General features: G+C 42.4%; 15 protein-coding genes and 2 pseudogenes. 14 read left to right on the forward strand and 3 right to left on the reverse strand.

Features of this window, described 5'->3' with window-relative positions; translation table 11 throughout:
• Positions 1–36: 36 nt before the first annotated feature.
• Positions 37–1125 carry an aminotransferase class I/II-fold pyridoxal phosphate-dependent enzyme gene (locus VSQ32_05015; GenBank protein ID MEH2942235.1) on the reverse strand — a complete coding sequence of 363 codons (1089 nt, stop codon included), beginning with the start codon at positions 1123–1125 and terminating at the stop codon, positions 37–39.
• A 107-nt stretch (positions 1126–1232) separates the two neighbouring features.
• Here VSQ32_05015 and VSQ32_05020 point away from each other — a divergent pair, with 107 nt between their 5' ends.
• The 7 genes and pseudogenes from VSQ32_05020 to VSQ32_05050 all read left to right on the forward strand — a co-directional run bounded on the left by VSQ32_05020 (position 1233) and on the right by VSQ32_05050 (position 9665).
• On the forward strand, positions 1233–4772 hold the full coding sequence (locus VSQ32_05020; protein ID MEH2942236.1) for a DUF5717 family protein: 3540 nt from the start codon (positions 1233–1235) through the stop codon (positions 4770–4772).
• 16 nt (positions 4773–4788) lie between these two features.
• Positions 4789–6054 carry a DUF5716 family protein gene (locus VSQ32_05025; GenBank protein ID MEH2942237.1) on the forward strand — a complete coding sequence of 422 codons (1266 nt, stop codon included), beginning with the start codon at positions 4789–4791 and terminating at the stop codon, positions 6052–6054.
• Positions 6032–6778, forward strand: a complete 747-nt coding sequence (locus VSQ32_05030) for a hypothetical protein (protein MEH2942238.1) — start codon at positions 6032–6034, stop codon at positions 6776–6778. The genes VSQ32_05025 and VSQ32_05030 overlap by 23 nt, the downstream gene beginning before the upstream one ends.
• 2 nt (positions 6779–6780) lie before the next feature.
• Positions 6781–7983, forward strand: a complete 1203-nt coding sequence (locus tag VSQ32_05035) for a hypothetical protein (protein ID MEH2942239.1) — start codon at positions 6781–6783, stop codon at positions 7981–7983.
• Between the two features lie 141 nt (positions 7984–8124).
• Positions 8125–8411: pseudogene (locus tag VSQ32_05040) on the forward strand (type II toxin-antitoxin system Phd/YefM family antitoxin).
• Positions 8395–8619, forward strand: coding sequence for a type II toxin-antitoxin system RelE/ParE family toxin (locus VSQ32_05045; protein MEH2942240.1), 225 nt, complete (start codon positions 8395–8397; stop codon positions 8617–8619). The pseudogene VSQ32_05040 and the gene VSQ32_05045 overlap by 17 nt, the downstream one beginning before the upstream one ends.
• 418 nt (positions 8620–9037) lie before the next feature.
• Positions 9038–9665: pseudogene (locus VSQ32_05050) on the forward strand (helix-turn-helix domain-containing protein).
• Between the two features lie 117 nt (positions 9666–9782).
• Here the strand turns inward: VSQ32_05050 and VSQ32_05055 are convergent.
• Entirely contained in the window at positions 9783–10247 is a 465-nt protein-coding gene (locus VSQ32_05055) for a manganese catalase family protein (protein MEH2942241.1), read from the reverse strand.
• Positions 10248–10668: 421 nt separating this feature from the next.
• On the opposite strand from VSQ32_05055, the gene VSQ32_05060 reads away from it, so the two are divergent.
• The 5 genes from VSQ32_05060 to VSQ32_05080 are packed head-to-tail and all read left to right on the forward strand — an operon-like array spanning position 10669 to position 15748.
• Complete coding sequence (locus tag VSQ32_05060; protein ID MEH2942242.1) at positions 10669–11277, forward strand: type IV toxin-antitoxin system AbiEi family antitoxin domain-containing protein; 609 nt, start codon at positions 10669–10671, stop codon at positions 11275–11277.
• Positions 11277–12209: a nucleotidyl transferase AbiEii/AbiGii toxin family protein gene (locus VSQ32_05065; GenBank protein MEH2942243.1), complete on the forward strand. Its 933-nt coding sequence runs from the start codon at positions 11277–11279 to the stop codon at positions 12207–12209. Before VSQ32_05060 ends, VSQ32_05065 begins: the two co-directional genes overlap by 1 nt.
• Positions 12193–13347 carry a hypothetical protein gene (locus tag VSQ32_05070; protein MEH2942244.1) on the forward strand — a complete coding sequence of 385 codons (1155 nt, stop codon included), beginning with the start codon at positions 12193–12195 and terminating at the stop codon, positions 13345–13347. Before VSQ32_05065 ends, VSQ32_05070 begins: the two co-directional genes overlap by 17 nt.
• Positions 13334–13819: a three component ABC system middle component gene (locus tag VSQ32_05075; protein ID MEH2942245.1), complete on the forward strand. Its 486-nt coding sequence runs from the start codon at positions 13334–13336 to the stop codon at positions 13817–13819. The genes VSQ32_05070 and VSQ32_05075 overlap by 14 nt, the downstream gene beginning before the upstream one ends.
• Positions 13820–15748 (forward strand): DUF3732 domain-containing protein, encoded by a 1929-nt coding sequence (locus VSQ32_05080; protein MEH2942246.1) that lies wholly within the window; start codon positions 13820–13822, stop codon positions 15746–15748. It begins immediately after the preceding gene.
• A 55-nt stretch (positions 15749–15803) separates the two neighbouring features.
• Here the strand turns inward: VSQ32_05080 and VSQ32_05085 are convergent, their stop codons facing one another.
• Positions 15804–17027, reverse strand: coding sequence for a transposase (locus VSQ32_05085; GenBank protein MEH2942247.1), 1224 nt, complete (start codon positions 17025–17027; stop codon positions 15804–15806).
• Between the two features lie 290 nt (positions 17028–17317).
• Between VSQ32_05085 and VSQ32_05090 the strand changes: the two genes are divergently transcribed.
• Together VSQ32_05090 and VSQ32_05095 are read left to right on the forward strand one after the other, a co-directional pair.
• Complete coding sequence (locus VSQ32_05090) at positions 17318–17929, forward strand: hypothetical protein (GenBank protein MEH2942248.1); 612 nt, start codon at positions 17318–17320, stop codon at positions 17927–17929.
• A 279-nt stretch (positions 17930–18208) separates the two neighbouring features.
• Complete coding sequence (locus VSQ32_05095) at positions 18209–18388, forward strand: hypothetical protein (GenBank protein ID MEH2942249.1); 180 nt, start codon at positions 18209–18211, stop codon at positions 18386–18388.
• Positions 18389–18465 lie beyond the last annotated feature (77 nt).

Here is an 18465-nt window from a genome sequence, read left to right on the forward strand (position 1 = left end):
GTGTTCTCCTGCTTTTTACATACCCCTTAACGACCATTACCTCATCAGACATTCCGCCAGCCTGTCATTCATGTCCCGGCTCATGAAGCAGAACCGGATATAACGGTTATCCAGAAAGGGGAAAGTGGAGCAGTCCCGAATCATCATTTTCTCCCGGATAGCCCGGTCGAACAGTTCTCCGGAGGTCATGGAATCCGACAGCAGGCGCACCAGTATAAAATTGCCGCTGGGAGGATAGGTTTTGAACCGGGGATCTTCGGAAAAGATTCGGTGAATCCGGGCTCGCTCAGCAGAAATCAGGCTTCTGGTCTTCTGAATATAATCGGTATCCCGGAACATAAGTTCTCCGGCAATTACAGCCAGAGAATTAATGGTCCAGGGATTCTTCCGGGTGTTGACCGCTTTGATAAAGTCCCGGTTTCCGGTTACCGCATAGCCCAGCCGGAGACCGGGAGCTGCAAAGAATTTGGAAGTTCCCCGCAGAATCACAATGTTATTGTAGAAAGCGGTGAGGGGAACAGAGGTAATTTCCTCATAGTTGTCGGCGAATTCCACATAAGTTTCGTCCACCATCACAAAAATATCGTTTTGCTTGCATACGTCCAGAATCCAGCGCATGGTTTTGCGGGAAATGGCGCCGGAAGTTGGATTATTTGGATTACAGATAACCAGAAAATCAATGCTTTCGTTGAGCTGAGAAGTAAAATGTTCCACATCCAGTTTAAAGTCCAGTTCCTCCTTCAGGGGATAATAAAGGCATGTGCCGCCCCCCAGTGCAATTTCCCTCTCGTATTCTGAATAGGTGGGGCCGATAATCAGAGCTTTTTTCGGGTGTTCAATCTGAATAAACAGAGAAATCAGCTCCGTGGAACCATTTCCCATGAGAATGGATTCATAATCCGTATCCAGATATGCTCCGATACATTTACGCAGGGAGAGATATTCCCGGTCCGGATAGGTGCTGATGGCGTCAATATGGCTGGCCAGAGTTTCCCGCAGCAGGGGCGAAATCCCCAGAGGGTTCACATTGGCGCTGAAGCTGGTAATTTCTTCTTTGCGGATACCGTAAATCTGTTCAATTTTTTCCAAATCACTTCCGTGAAAATGATCCTTATGCTGTAACATAAATTTCCTCCAAAAATGTTTACACAAATGTTTGAATGGTTTATAATTAATACAATTGATATTATAACGAATACACACAAAAAAGCAACCACAAAGCAGGTGACGATTTGCAGAAGAAATTAGAGGAACTGGCAGCCGGGAACTGCGGCAGCAATGCTTCCATTCTTCAGTTTTCCGCGGAGAAGCTGGAATTTGAAGTGGTGGAGGGAACCGATTATACAGGTGAATTTTCCATGGAAAGCACCAGCGAGATGCCGGTAAACGGTATTATCTATTCCTCCAGTCCAAGGATGGAGTGTCATAATCCAAAGTTTCAGGGAGTAAAAATTACGCAGACATTTGAATTTCACAGCGAGGGCCTCACAGAAGGGGATGTGCAGAAGGGCAGTTTTCATATTGTCAGCAATCAGGGGGAATACGACCTTCCTTTTACTGTGTCTGTTTCCGGCAATTATGCGGACAGCTCCATGGGAAAAATAAAGAGCCTGTTTGAATTTGCCAATCTGGCCGGGAATTCTTATGAGGAAGCAGTGAAGGTTTTCAGCCAGCCGGAATTTATCCATGTTTTTAAGCCCCAGGAGACGGAAGAACGGCTGATTTACCGGATACTCAGGCGCAGGCCCTGTACTATGGGACAGGTGGAAGAATTTTTAATAGCCGTCCGGAAAAAGAACCGGGTCACTTTCCGGATTGAGGAAGCCCAACGGGAATTTTCAGGAATCCACGAGCCGGTAAAGCAGCATATCACGCTGAAAAAAGAAGAATGGGGCCATATTGCCATTGAGGTAATCAGTGATGCGACCTGGCTGCTGCCGGTAAAACATATGATTACTTCCGCAGACTTTGTGGGCGGCCATGGGCTGGCAGAATATATGATTGAGCCGGAATATCTTCATGCAGGTAAGAATTTCGGCAGAATTACCCTGCAGACGCCATTTCTGACCAGGAAGGTGGAGCTTGTGGTGGACCAGGGCAGCGGAGATCGGGAATCTTCCCGTCAGATAATCCGCAGGAAACAGGCGGAACTGGTCAGTCTTTATATAGATATGGGGATAAAGAAAATCGTAACAGGGGAATGGGCGAAGCAGACGGTAAAGCGGGCGGAAGAACTTATGGCTCTGGAGCCTGACAACCTCTGGTACCTGCTGGCAAAGGCTCAGGCATTTCTGGTCAACCGGCAGCGGCAGGAAGGGGAATGGGCTCTGGATGCATTTCCCAAACATAAGGTGGACAAAGAATCGCCCCTGTATGCCTGGTATATGTATCTGTGCACACTGCGGGAGCCGGAGCCGGTATATGTGAATAAATTAACGGGAAAAATCCGCAGGATATACCACAGACATCAGGAAAATAATTTATTGCTGTGGATACTTCTGTTTCTGGACGAAGAATTAAATTACAGCAAAGGCAGAAAGCTGGAAGTAATTGCCAGGCAGATTGCAACAGGCGGGGAAAGCCCCATACTGTATCTGGAAGCCTGGCGGATTCTGGCCAGGGAGCCCTTTCTGATGTACCGGGCCGATGAATTTGAGCGGAAGGTACTGAACTGGTCTGTGAAGCATGAAGTCCTGACCAGAGGAATGGCGGAACAGGTCTGTCAGATTGCACCGGAGATTCCGTCATATCATCCCATCTGGTATCAGATTCTGTGTGAATGCTACAGGGTATTTCCGGAAAAGGAAATGCTCCACGCCATCTGCAGCTGCTGTATGAAATGGAACTGTTACGGGAAATCTTACTGGAGATGGTATCATCAGGGAGTGATTGAAGAGCTGCGCATAGCCGGGATTTATGAAGCCTGGATTCTGTCAGCGGGGAAGCAGCAGTTAAAGAGGATTCCCAAATCTGCCGTGCTCTATTTCCAGTATCACAATGAACTGGCATATCATCCCCGTACCATACTTTTCCGGACAATCATTGAGAATAAAACGTCCTGGAAGAATCAGTATCCTCATTATCTGAAAATGATGGAAGAGTTCGCAAAAAAGCAGATTTCTGCGGGCAGAATAGATAAGGATATGGCAGTGATTTATCAGGAAGTCCTGACGCCGGAGATGATAACCGAGGATTTAGTGGAACCGCTGGCCAGAATCCTGTTTGTGCATAAAGTCAGGTGTAAGGATGCGGGGGCGCTGCGTCTGGTGGTGCGCCAGCATCCGCTGAAGGCAGAGCAGACGGTTTCGCTGAATCACGGAATGGGTTACGTGAATCTGTACAGCAGTTCATACCAGATTTTGCTGGAAGATTCCAGAGGCGGGCGGTTTCTTCCGAAAGAAGAGATTTCTGTGACCCCGCTTCTGGACTGTGAAAAATTTCTGGAAAAGGGAATGAACTGTGCGGAGGAAAAGCTGCCCTGGCTTCTGAAATATTTTGACGGAAAGAAAATATGGCAGACCTTTGAAAAAAAAGACCTGCCATATCTTCAGATACTTATGGATTCTGAAGCAATCAGTGATGAATACCGGGAGGAGCTGCGGCCTCAGATGATTTCCTGGTATTACTATAATTATACCGGAGCTGAGCTGGATGAGTTTCTGCTGTCTCTGTCCTTTGAAGGAATGCAGAAGCGGGCAAGAGAGAAAATCATGGAGCTGCTGGTGGCCAGGCGCCATTATCAGCGGGCCTATGACCTGCTGTTATCCTATGGATGTGAGAATCTTTCGGCTGCCAAACTGGTGCATGTTGTCTGCCACCAGATGGAACATCTGGAATCGGAAGATGAATCGGATGAATTTTTACTTGGCCTGTGCCGGAGTGTTTTTCTGCGGGGCAAATATAATGAGCGGATCCTGAATTACATGTGCAGATTCTTTCATGGGACGCTGGATGAGATGATACAGCTATGGCAGGCTTCCTGTGATTTTGAACTGGATACTTACAGGCTGGAGGAACGCTGTATCGTACAGTTTCTGTATACGGAAGATTTTTCTCTGAGCGTGGAGAAAATATTTGAAAGCTATGGGGAAAATCTGGGCCGGGAGACGGTGGTGCAGGCATATCTTTCCTGGATGGCGCATCAGTTTGTCACAAAGGACGCGGTGGTGGCGGATTATGTATTTCAGAAAATTTTCCGCCTGCTGCAGGAAGGGCGGGAACTGAATCCGGTGTGCAGAATCGGATTTCTGAAATGGTGCGCTTCCGGCAGGGAGTTATCTCCGGAAGAAAAGCAGCAGGCAGAGATTATACTGGCGGAATGCAGTGCCAGAGAGTGCTGTTTTGCCTTTTTCCAGACACTTCCGCCGGAATTTGCCGGAAAATACCTGTATCACGACAGGGTATTTCTGGAATACCGCACCAGTCCGGGCAGCAGAGTTATGCTTTATTATCTTCCGGTGGGAAGCGAGGACTATGTGGAACTGCAGATGAAGGAAATGTATGACGGAATTTTTGTAAAAGAATTTCTGGTGTTTTACGGGGAGAAGATTCCCTATTATATAAAAGAGGAAAAAGAGGATACCTGGATGGTAACGGAAAGCGGACAGGTACAGACGCAGGAACTTTGCGTAAATGCAGAGGGAAGCCGCTATGACATTTTAAATGATATGATGGTGAGCTGGCAGATAAAGGATGAGGCAACTCTTCTGGAACGGCTGGATGCCTATGGAAGGCTGGATGGAATGATAAGGGAACAGTTCGGTATTTTATGAAAGGCAGGTGCAGGAAATGAAGCCGGCAGCAGGAGAATGGTACATAGGAATAGACGCAGGAAGCAGATGGACACAGATAAGCTGTTACCATGGGAACCTGACGGAGCCGGAAACCCGGAGCACCGTGGCGGGAACAGAACTGTACCGGATTCCCACAGCCATCTGTAAACGCAGAATCAGCGGAAAATGGTGTTTTGGCGAGGAGGCCAGCCGGATGGCAGAGACCGGAGAAGGGATTTATGTGGACGATTTATTAAATCGTGCTTTAAAAAAAGAAACAATTCTTCTGGATAAAGAGTATCAGGCGGAGGACTTATTGTTGGTGTTTTTCCGGAAAGTGCTTCGGATTGCCCTTCCGGCCAAAGGCGTGGAGGCAGTTACCAGGTGCGTGTTTTCCATAAAAGAGGTGACGGACGAACTGGTGGCCCTGCTGAAGCATATGGGAAGAGAGCTTGGACTCACCGGGCAGCAGCTGGTGGTTCAGGATCATCGGGAAAGTTTTTATGCCTATGCAGTCTGCCAGGAACCGGAATTATGGCAGTATGACGTGGTGCTGTTTTCCTGCAGCGGCGAGGAAATCTGGATGAAACATCTGGTCTGCAATAAGAAAACCCGGCCTGAAATTGCAGAAGTGGAAGAAGTGTGCCTGGGCAGGCTGCCGGAAGACGTGCGGGAATGGGATATTACCTTTGCCCATATGGTACAGAATGCCATGTCCGGCAGAATTGTATCTTCGGTATATCTGATTGGAAGCGGATTTGAAGGAAACTGGATGAAGGAATCTCTGCAGGTCATCTGCCGGGGCAAACGGGCTTTTCAGGGGAAAAACCTGTATACCAAAGGGGCCTGTTATGCCGGTATGCTGGAAGTACATCAGGAAGAAGCAGATACAGTCTATTTCTGTGAATACAAGATTCAGGAGCATATATTTCTGAAAGTGACAAGAGGAGACGATACGGGTTTTTATCCCCTGCTGGAGGCAGGCTGCAACCGCCATCAGATTGAGAAGAAACTGCGGATTCTTCTGGAAGGAGAGGGAACGCTGGATTTGTGGATGCAGAAACCCGGAAGCCGGGAAGCCAAAATTGAGAGCCTGGAACTGCCGGAGCTTTTGTCCTCAGACATGGAACGATATCGTCTGTCACTGTCTCTTTATTCCGGCGAAGAAGGAAAAATCCTCTTAAATATAAGAGATATGGGCTGGGGAGAACTTTTGCCCGGAACCGGCCGGGAATGGGAATATGAGATAGGAGAATGTTATGAGCAGAGTTTGGTTATGTGAGGAACTGACAGCAGAGCATCCGTTTTTCCTGGAAGAAGAAAAGGTGAACCTGTACTCTTTTGAAGAATTGTGCTATTATCTGTATCGGAACACCGGTGTGCTGGAAGAAAGTTTCTTTAATGAGAGACTCTGTTTCTGGCTGGCGCAGGATGTGGGCCAGCCGGAGCTTTCCGACCGGCTCAGGAGAGGTATTGAGCAGGAACGGAGCGGCTGTTGGTGTATGGAACAGATTTTAAAAGCCGGAGGGTTTTACAGTTCTGAGGAACTGAAGCAGGTGCTTAAAACTGCGGAGCGGATGGAGCAGAAGACCCCTCTGGAGCGGGCAAAGCTCCGGGGAGACCGGCTGCTGAGGGCGGAGAAGTACCGGGATGCTGTTTCGGAATACCGCAGAATCCTTGGACAGGCAGATCAGGACAATGACCCGGTGCTGGGACTGATATGGCATAATATGGGTACCGCCTATGTTCGTCAGATGTTGTTTGCTCCGGCAGCAGAATGTTATGAGACTGCTTATGCAATAAGTAAAAGAGAAGAAAGCAGAGAATCTTATCTTATGGCCCTGGCCTGCAGGGACGGAAAAGAAATGACCGGTGAGGCGGACAGCCTGACGGAAGCCAGGCAGAAGCTGACGGAACAGAAACAGGCGGGGAACCGGGCCGGGTATGAGAGGATGATAGAGCGGCTGCTGGAGAATTTTAGATTAGAATACAGGAAAAGTGAGTAAAAATGGGATTATTCAGAAAAAAGAAAAAACCGGAATATGTAGAGGAAATACTGGAATTTGAAGGGGAGGTTCCGGCCAGACCGAAGCAGGAGACCAGGAAGAAGCAGAAGGAATCAAAAGGGCCGAAGCCGAAAGAGCCGAAAAAAAATCTTGCCTCGGAATATTGCGAGCAGATTAAGGATGCGGCGAAAAACCTGGAAGAAACAAAGCGGGAATATAAAATTGTCACGGATTATCTTACCGACATTCAGATGATTGAGAATCTTCCGGAGCCTGAGTTTGCAAAGATTCAGGAAACGGCCCAGAACGTTGTGAATCTGAATGAGGCCAGAGACGCGTATCTGAATAAGGCCAAAACCATTTCCGACAGCCAGTTTGCCCAGATGGAGCAGCTGGAAGGGGAAATGCCGGAAATCATCCGCCGCCTTCAGGAAAATGAATCTTATCAGACTGTGGTGAAACGGGATATGCAGTACCTGGAGGGAGAACGGGAAGAATGGCGCTATTACCAGGAATCTCTGGAGCAGGAAGAAAAAATTCTGCGCAGACTGCTGTTTGGGCTGCTGGGATTATTCGTTGTGGCAGCTACAGTGATTGTCATACTGGGAACCGTGATGAAATTTGACATTATCATGCCGTTTTTTATAGCTGCTCTGGTTGCGGGGGCCGCCGGCGGCCTTATGGTCTGGCGCCTTCAGAATGACGGAATGGAGAAGAAGAAATCCCAGGCCAATATCAACCGCGCCATTGTGCTGATGAACAAGGTAAAGTTCAAATATGTGAATGTAACAAATGCGGTGGATTATGCCTGTGAGAAATACCATGTAAAAAATGCCTATGAACTGGGCTATATCTGGGACCAGTATCTGGAAGCGGTAAAAGAACGGGAGAAATACCAGCGTACCAATGACGACCTGGAGTATTTTAACGACAAATTAATCCGCCAGCTCAAACGGTATAAGCTGTATGACGCCAAAATCTGGATTCATCAGGCCAGGGCGCTGCTGGAGCCGAAGGAAATGGTGGAAGTGAAGCATGAGCTTCTGGTACGCCGCCAGAAGCTGCGGGGCGGAATCGAACATCAGGTGGAAGATATGCGCAATGTGCGGAAAGAAATTGAAAATCTGGTAAAAAGCCGTCCGGGAGGCAGCAGAGAAATCAAAGAAGTTCTGGATTCTCTGGATGAGCTGTGCGGGATTGGCTGAGCATAGTCAGGAAAAGGTGCGAACTGTCTCATGAATCCGTTACGCCGGGCTTGTAAAATGCGTTACTCTGTTGACTTCATTACATGAAATGGATATAACATGGATAGAATATTACTATGTTTGATTTGAGGAGGTGCCGCTATGAATATTCGTCCGTCAGCGGCAATCAGACAGAATTACAATAAGATTGCCGAGCAGTGCAGAAAGACTGCAGAGCCGGTTTTCCTTACCAAAAATGGCGAGGGGATTTGGGTGTTATGGATATTGGGACGTATAACCGCAGGGAAAAGATGCTGAGGCTCCGAGAAGAACTTTTAGCAGCCCAGGAGGACAGAATGCGTGGCAGTAAAGGTTATTCCGTTGATGAAGCAGCTGCAATGATGCGTAATGCAGTCAGAGAGGCGGCAGGTCATGGAACAGCGGAATAGATACCATGTCATTGTGTCAGAACGGGCAACGCAGATGCTGGTTTCCCATGCTGGATTTTTGGCGCAGGTGAACCCGGAAGCTGCGGAACAGCTGACCGCAGAATTTGAAAAAGCCGCAAATTCACAGGAAATTATGCCGCAGAGATGTTCGTGGCTCACACACAGGGGAATATATACCCGGAAACGCTTATCGGTTTATCATGTTTGAAAAACGGTATATGATAATCTTCCAGGTTGTGGATGATATTGTTTATGCAGATTATGTAGTGGATTGCAGGCAGGATTATGGATGGCTGGTACGGTAACAATGAAATAATCAGAAAAGGAATCGTCACTTGTTGCAGAGTGGCGGTTTTTTATCCTATAGGAACCACTGTGTTACTGTGAAGTACTAAGTATATAGATTTTCTATAAGATAAAGCCCTCCGGGCGGGATGCGCAGGCGCATTCTTTCTGTAAAGTGCGTGGATTTCCCATATGATATAGGGCATTGATTGAGGAAACAAACCCTGCCGCCTCTCTTTTTTGTGCAGAGATAGAGAGGATAAATTTAAGAATAAGAATTATAATGATAAAGACAAATATATGTCCACAAAGTACTGTATGTGCGGATAAGGAGGTATTTCATGGAATGGGTCGAAAAATTAAACCAGAGCATGAATTATATTGAGGAACATTTGACAGATGAAATTGATTATGAACAGCTTGGGCGGATTGCCTGCTGTTTCGCTTATCACTATCAGAGGATGTTTACTTACGTGGCCGGTATTCCTCTGGCAGAGTATATCCGAAGAAGAAAAATGTCTTTAGCGGCGGTGGACCTGCAGGGTGGGGAGGAACGGATTATTGATATTGCAGAGAAGTACGGCTATCAGTCCCCCGACTGCATTTAACAGGGCGTTTCAGGCTTTTCACGGGATAGCCCCGTCATCCGTTAAGACTGCGGGCGTATCTGCGCCGCTTGATAAGGAAATCGAAACTAATTTTATGGTTGTGCCAAAAATGTGGCAGGATTTGTCTGCAAATGGAACCATACAGAAACTGGCAGGAATGATGGATACGCCGCCAATGGGACTTTTAGGCGTGAGTGCCTGCAATGATGAGGAACAGTGGAAATATTTTATCGCCGTTTCCAGTACAAAAACAGGCGGGGAGTTTGAAGAATATACTGTGCCTGCGTCGACCTGGGCAATTTTTTCCGGAACGGGTACAAATCAGCCCATACAGGAGCTGGAGCAGCGGATTATAACGGAGTGACTTCCCACCTCCGGATATGAATATGCCAACGCCCCTGATTCAGAAGAACAGGGGGCTGTCAGAAATTTTCTGACAGTCCTCTGTTGCTGTAAATGCGTTTTTATGCGGATGCTGTTATCTGCAGTCAAAGGCGGGATTTGCCGCATAGAAGTTTTTGGAGTCCAGGTTATCCTGCACAATCCGCAGGCCTTCGCCAAACCGCTGGAAATGAACGATTTCACGGGCGCGCAGGAACCGGATAGGATCTGCAACTTCCTGGTCTTTTACCAGACGCAGGATATTGTCGTAGGTGCTGCGGGCTTTCTGTTCTGCCGCCAGGTCTTCAGTCAAATCGGTAATGGGGTCGCCTTTGGACTGGAACTCACAGGCATTGAAGGGGATTCCGCCTGCTGCCTGGGGCCACAGTGCCAGTGTATGGTCCACATAATATTTGTCAAAACCGGATGCTTTGATTTCTTCCGGTGACAGGTCTTTGGTAAGCTGATAGACGATAGTGCAAATCATTTCCATGTGAGCCAGTTCTTCTGTACCCAGAGAAGCAGCGGTAATGTTCCACTTATTGTATTTTCGGACGGGCATGAAACGGTGGGATTCCCGATACATAGCTTTTCGACATTTGAGAGGATAAAGAAGTATGATGAAAATGAGGATGCGGGGAATGTCGGGAAGCCTTATTCTATCGAAGTTAGAGATACGGAAAGAACGATAACTATATATGGCATTGCTTCAACGAGATTTGATATAGCAGGTTAAATTGTGTCAGACCTATTTGTTTTATTGTGGACAAGTAGGTCTGATTTTATGTAGTAAAGCACACAAGTATAAGATTTGAAGTTGTTCGATTTGATTCGCTTGATTTTTTTGCGTTGAATAGATATAATGTAGTAAAGCACACAAGCGATAAAAAATTTATGCGTATTTTAGTGCAGAGGTGAAAGTTTGGAAGTAAACTTCCAAATCTACCTGAATGACGCAGTAAATGCGTCAGAAGGAGGAAATAATGCTAACACAAAATGATATAAGAATACTAAGCAAAATATTTTCTGATTATGGCTATGTCATGACAACGGCACAGCTTACAAATGAAAAATTGTTTTATAGAGATATTCAACGTATGCTGGAACAAGGATTGATTGAAAGAATAAAAAGGGGCTGTTACCATTGGGTGGATGACTATGGTACGAGTGAGGTGGTTATTGTCAACCGCCTGTTCCCTGATGCAGTTCTTTGTATGGAAACAGCCCTTTTCTATTATAGATACAGTGACAGGAATCCCGCTGAATGGAATATTACCATTGACAAAAATACTTCCAGAAAGCGTACAAATATTGATTATCCTTTCATTAAGGCTTATCGGGTGGAGCCAGAGCTGCTTTTCATTGGAAAAACAAAAGGAGAAATTGACTTCCAAGAAGTTCATATTTATGACCGTGACCGTACCATTTGTGATGTGCTGAGGAATATGAATAAGATGGATAAAGAGATTTTTAATAAGGCAATACAAGGCTATGTAAAAGACCAGAAAAAAAATATTCCGAACCTTATGCAGTACGCAAAGACTTTGCGGGTGCAAAAGCGTGTAAAGGATTTGATTGGAGTGTGGTTGTAATGACAGATAAGGCGGCGTCCGTTCTTGCAAAATTGAAAAACAAAGCTAAGATTTCTGGAATCAGCTATCAACAGTGTTTACAGTTGTTTATGCAGGAGGAATTTTTGCGGAAACTTTCAAAATCTGGTTATGAAGACAATCTTATTCTGAAAGGCGGATTGTTCATCTATACGCTTACCAATTTTGAAAGCCGCGCAACGATAGATGTTGATTTCCTGCTTCGTGGATTTTCCAATTCCATAGAAGATGTAAAAAGTATGATTGGTAAGATTATTGAGACATCAACAGGAAATGACTTTGTTTCCATGATAGCAAAGGGATTTGAAGAAATTTCCCCACAGAGGAAATACCACGGCATCAGCACTCAAATTATCGGTCAGATAAAAAATGTACGTGTGCCGTTTAATGTGGATATTGGTGTGGGAGATATTATTGTGCCGAAAGCGGAGGAAAGGAGAATCAATACACAGCTTCCAGATTTTGAAAAGCCAGTGATAAAAACTTATTCTTTGGAAAGTACGATAGCAGAGAAATTTGACGCTATCTTGCAGCGATTTGAATTGACTGGCAGGATGAAAGACTTTTACGATATATATTATCTGGCAAGAACATTCGATTTTGAGGGAGCGAAGCTGCGGGCGGCAATTTTTGAAACATTGAAGAAAAGAGAAACACCTTATGACAGAGATAGCTTTAAGCGTATTCTGGCACTTTCCGAAGATGAAGATATGCAGAAGCGGTGGAGATATTTTTTGAAAAATATTAAAGATGGTTCGTTGGAATTTGCGGTGGTTATTAAGGAGATGCAGAAATTTCTTGAGCCAGTGTTTGATGCGATAGTGGATGAGGGAGAATGGGATAAAGAATGGAACAGCAATTCAGGCACATGGTTGGATTTGAAAGGAGGTATCGAAAGTGACAAGAGCAGTTAATGATGCAACACTAACCAAAGCTGGCGATATTTATCAATATCTAAATGCTTTAAGAGATTGCTTTGAATTGAATGATGGTGAGACTCTTCAGATAGAGATAAATGGTGATGTAAGCATTATAAATAATACAGGTGGTCTATTTCAAAGAGAGGTGAAACATCATTTTAGTGAAACATTTCTTTCGGATAGAGATGTGGATTTTTGGAAAACATTAGCTAATTGGTATGTAGACTATGAAAGGGTAAAGAATTTTTCTCACTATATACTCAGTACCACGGCTAAAATTGCTAAAGAGTCTCCTTTTTATGAATGGAACAACATAGAAAAAGGTGAAAAATTAAAACGACTAAAAGGTATAGGAGCAGTATATAAAAAGAAAGAAGAAACATTTAGAAGTCAGTATAATAGAATTTTTACTGATTCTTATGATGAAAATCGCCTTTTAGAAATTTTGGATAAATTTATAATTGATGCTGCAAAAACATCATTAGTTGGCATATCTGGTGAATTTTCAAAATATATACGCTCAATTCCAGAAGAGAATAGAGATGGATATATTGGAGCATTACTTGGGCGGATATTAAATAAAGTAAAGAATCCACCACATAAGTGGGAAGTGGCAAAAAAAGAATTTGATGAGATTTGCCAAGTTGAAGCGTCAGCATATGGTACTAAAGGTTCTATTCCACTTCCCCAAGAATATATCAAAGCGGTTGTTTCTGAAAAAGAAGCTAAAAAACTTGAACAAAAAAAATTTGTTGAAGCTATCCGAGAAATAGAATATACTTCTGAGATTACGGAAGCTATTTCAGATTACTGGAAAACTGATATGACAGTTGTTAATTATTTTCACAATAATCTAATGTATTTGGATAGCCTTGAGCCTTACATAGATGAATTAGATAAAAAGTTGCACCGCCAAAAACGAATTAGCGAACGAAATGCAAAGGGACAATCCTTTGAGAAACAAATTGATACGGCACAATCGCTTTATGATGATGTAATGATGTGGGATGTACACGATTTTGGCTCGATTATTCGTAATCAGGGATTTTTTCAGCGGGGAATTATACATAACATAGTAGATGAAACTGATTTTAAATGGAAAGTGGGTGAAGAAATAGATGAGCATAACTAATATTAAGAAACTTTCGATGAATACTCATTTTTATTCATTGCTCATACAAGGATTCCTTTCTGGTTATGATAAGCCTTGCGAAATGAAATTGCCATTTATGGCACTTCCTATTTTATTATATGTAGAGTCGCGAGAAAAACTAGTAACTGCAAATAAGAGAAGTCGAATTGATACTTTATTTCAGTCGTCCCAAATTATAGAAGAAAGTAAAATTTCTGGAAAGACACGTTTGTCAGGATATGTGGATAGATATAATTCGCTTAAACCGTATTGTAAGGAAGCCTTAATAATCCTTTCTTCCGAAGATAAAATAGTTTTCAACAATCATAAAATAAGGCTTATAAAAAAGATTGAATATAAAAATTTTGAAGGAACAATTAGAGACTGGATTAAATGTGCATTTTATCTTGGAGTAGTGTTTTCAAAGACAACCGAAGACCATTTATCTTACTATTTAGGAGTTGATGTGTAAATGAAAAGTTATGTAAAAGCAATCATTATTTTTAATGAAAATGGGGAAAAAAGAATTGTCCCGCTCAAACAGGGGGTTAATATAATTACTGGAGAATCAAAAACAGGAAAAAGTGCCTTAGTTGAGATAATGGATTACTGCTTGTGTAGTACTCGCTGTACTATACCTAAGGGCAAAATAACGGAGTTTTCCTTTCTCTATGTACTTGTAATGGCTATAAGTAAGCACACCTATGTGATTGCTCGTCAAAATTGGGAAAATGGGGGTAAAATGTACCTTTCTAAAGAATCCATAAATTTTGAGCCGGAAACAATAGAGATAGGCTATTTTGCAGAGATGAATCCATTGTCCCATAAAGATGTTAAGTATGAGATTGAATGTGCATTGGGACTATTTGTAACAAATATGGCTACAGATGGTGAAATGCAAAGTAAAAGGGCTTCACTAAGAAATATGGTTTCATATTTATTTCAACATCAGAATTTAATGGCAAGTAAGTTTGCATTGTTTTATAGATTTTCTGATTATTATAAAAGAAAAGATGTGATAGACCAATTTCCTGTTTTTGCTGGAATGATTAGTCAAGAATACTATAGTGATTTGATTCAGCTCAATAGTTTAAAAGCTCAATTAAAGCAAAAATATAAAAAACAAAAGGCTAATGAAAAAAGTACTATTTATATAAAAGAGAACTTATCCCCATTATTAGCAAATTACTTTGCACTGATTGAACAGGATTTTGATAGTAATATTTCTGTACAAAAAATGTTGAGATTGGCGACTAATCTACCCGAATTTGATGATTCACAACTTTTTGGAGAATCTAAAATAGCGGCTCGTTATAGTGCGTTAAATGAAGAATTGGATGAGTTGAGGGATAAGGAAAGAGAAGTTTTATTGAAAATTAAAAATATAGATAAGGCTTCAAATACTGGTAATGCTTTTTCAGAAATGTTAAATGAGTTAAAGCAACAAACGAGAGTCGCAGAAATAGAGACTACGGAATATGTTTGCCCGCTTTGCGGTCATGATTGCAAAGAAATTGCAGAAAAAGATTCTGAACTTATTGAAGCTACTGAATGGTTAGATAATGAATTAAAGATAACCGAAAAATATACTGCTGATTTTTCAGAGGATGTCAGAAAACTTAAGGAAATACAATCTCAAATTGATGCTAAAATTCGAGAAGTATGGAAGCAGATTAGAACAATTGAGGAAAAATTTATTTCGTCTAAAACCCTTGCTTCGAAAAGAGAAAAGGTAAATTATGCAAAAGCAAATATATCACTATTTGTTGAAATGAGTGATTCTGGAATTTTTGAAACAGTTGATGAAGATATTGAAGACCTTAAAGAAAAAATAGAACGGCTAGAAAAAAAGATTAAAGGATTTGATGTAGATACAAAAATGTCAAAGGCTAAATCTTTTTTGTCAGAAAATATGAATCACCTTGCCATTACTCTGGATTTTGAGGAGGAATATAGACCCATTAATTTGAACTTTGGATTGACTGATGGAAGTTTTGATATTTATCAACATCAGAATAATAGAGAAAACATTTATTTATATGAAATGGGAAGTGGGGCTAATTGGGTATCCTGTCATATTGCATTGTTTTTGAGGTTTCTCCATTTTTTTGCAAAGCAAAAGAATTCTCCTATGCCATTAACTATGTTTTTTGACCAACCAAGCCAAGTTTATTTTCCGCAAGGTGATAGTGATAATGACAAGATAACACAGGCTGATTTAATGGCAGTTAATAAAATGTATAAAACAATTTTTGATGAAATTAAAGCTATTAGCAAAGATACAGGAATTTTACCACAAATTATTATAGTAGACCATGTGGATGGAGAGAATTTAGAGTGCAAAGAGGAATTTAAAAGATATGTTCGTTGTAATTGGAGAGACGACAAAGGTTTAATATAAATACATCACCGTGAAATTTTTGGAGGTAAGTAAATGACACACCACTTTACAACTATTATAAATAGCGCTCCTTTTGCTGAACAAGGTATTTTAAGGCTCTCATAAGGGCAGATGATTTTATTATACTTTCGCTCTTTTTCACGAAAGTGGCAAAAAATACCTCCTGCCTGATCCGCTCGCTGAGCACAAACCTGAAATCCTGTGCGCTTTCCCTACGGTACTTTGAAAATGCTTCATCCTGATATGGCAGCAGTTTCATCGCACAATAAGCTATGTTGATCAGATTAACCAGCATTTCAATCCCTTTCCGGCTGCGCACCATATAGCTGCATAGTGACCAGAAGGTTTTCTGTTCGTAATAGCTGACTTCTATCTTCCATCTGAATGAGTACAGGAACAAGGGGATGTAATCCATCCATGCACTCCCCGTCTGGTTCAGGGGGGTCTTTTCCTGCCATGCACAAAAAATCTGCAGCTGTGTGGGGAAAACCGTACTGAAGAACAGGCGCCTGGAACCGCCTTCCTTCTCTGTGGCTGTCACATAGGCAAAAACTTCCCTTGTGCCGAAAATATTTGTAAGGACACGGCGCATCCCAATATAATAACCGCCTATTTTTTCATCCGAAAGTGTAAAATCTTTTTCCGCCGAAAGACGTTTCCCATGTTTTGCAGGCCTGCCCCTTTTTCCGGTCGGCTGCGGGGCAAGGTCATAAAGGACAGAGTCATACCTTGCATTTCCGATTAGGCCAAGGTTTGGGTATTCATCCACGACAGAAACCAGATCCCCTTTTGTATACCAGCTGTCGCATAGGATAATGACATTCGCCTTTTCCTGTAATTCAGGCATGGCCTGGCGTACCATGGAAGCAGCCAGCTTTAATTTTGACTCTTCTTTCTGCCACATACGGTAGGAAAGCGGAAACGCCTGGTAAACAATCTTGCCTTTATCCCACATTGGCACACAGAGCATGACACTTACAAAGCAGTGCCCATTCAGGTAGCCGCTGCCGTTGTGCGCGGAATGGTCAAAGAGTTTTGAGACATCCTCAAATTTCTTTCCATATTTGGGAACAATGGTATCATCCATGCATAAAAAAACGGGCTGCGTCTCTAAGGATTTCGGGATTAGTTTCAATGCCATAGATGCTGTTGCATTCATAAACCTGGAATAATCCACTTTGGCATAGGAGCAGGCATAGTAAAAGGCATTCAGGGATTTATCTGTTAGCTTTGACAGGAAATGTCTGTAAAGGAAACGGATGGAATCCGCTGACTCCAGTGTCAGTATGGACAGCAGGAGCAGGACCAATGTCTCGGCTGTAGGAATGGAACAAGCCTCAAAATAAATGTAAAAATAATGATAAAGTCTACCAATTATAGTTTTTTCGTTGTATAATAAGTCTGTCGTACAGGATCACTTTCTTTCGTATTTTTTTGTTTGCAAACTTATTATACATCAGAAAGTCCTGTATGACATTTTTTTTATGGAAAAGTTGTAAAGTGGTGTAAATGACAAATATGTATAGCCTTAATAGCAATGTAAAGTTTCCAAACATGGAATACTATGATATGGATAAGGCAAGTGATATGGCTTTGTATTTAGCTCATTGTGATTTTTATCCTTTTAAAAGTGTTATAGAAAATAATAAAATAGCTCTTGATGTAATAGCTGAAAGTTATAGAAAAATAGCAAAAGAAGCTAGAGGTGATAAAGATTTTGTAACCGAAGAATGGGCAATGACAAGTGGAGGGTTGCATTCTTGCAGGGTGGATTTATTGACACAATATTCATTGCTTTTAACAATGGTAGCGTTGTTGGAGGAAGCGGTAAATACTCTTTGTCGATTATATCATGGCATAAAACATTTAGATAAAGAGTTGAAAGATATTAAGGGAAGCGGATTAGAGAGGGCAGCTAAATACTTAAAAGAAGAAGTCGGCATAATTGGATTTACTGCTGATAAGCAATGGGAATATATTACTGCTATTCGTGACGCTCGGAATATGATTGTACACAATGGAGGTAGAATACACAAGGATTTTGAAAAATATGATAAGTTTGGTATTGGCTACAGAGAAGAAGACCATCAACTTTATCTGGAATATGGCGATATAATTAAGATGTACGATGCAATTCTTGATTTTATGGATAGAGCTTTTAGGATTGTCCCACAGAGTTGATTAAAATGATAAAAAGTGAAGTGTGCTATTTGAAAAAATTTCGACCCAGAGAAGCAGCGGTAATGTTCCATTATCACAAAGTAATGAATCATCTGATTTTACAGGCTTTTTAGTATATTCTTTAAAGACTTCGGATAAGGTGGTACGGTATGGTGAAAATAATCAAGTTGAGTTTTCGGAACATCCGACAGTGGTTCAACGAGGTAATGAACGTACAATTAACCTTTTGGTATCTACTCCCGATGTTGCATAGTTGGACAAGTAAGGTTGGTGAAATTTATGAGAGAAAAGAAAGTCCATTTGTATGTGGATAGCCAAGAACGGAGCATTTTATTACATAGCCTTGTGGAGCTGAAAAATCAGCTCATTCAGCAAGGCAGATATACAGACTGCGTTGACGAGCTGATATTCAAAGTCGTAAACGCACCAGTCAAGAGAATGAAAATTGAATATGTCTAAGGCACATCACAGAGCCGCTTATTCTTATTGATTTTTAAGAGTAAGTGGCTTTTTTGCGTTCTCTGGTACTCTTACAT

This window comes from Lachnospiraceae bacterium JLR.KK002 (genome assembly GCA_036941025.1).
In the GTDB taxonomy this organism is placed as follows: domain Bacteria; phylum Bacillota; class Clostridia; order Lachnospirales; family Lachnospiraceae; genus Petralouisia.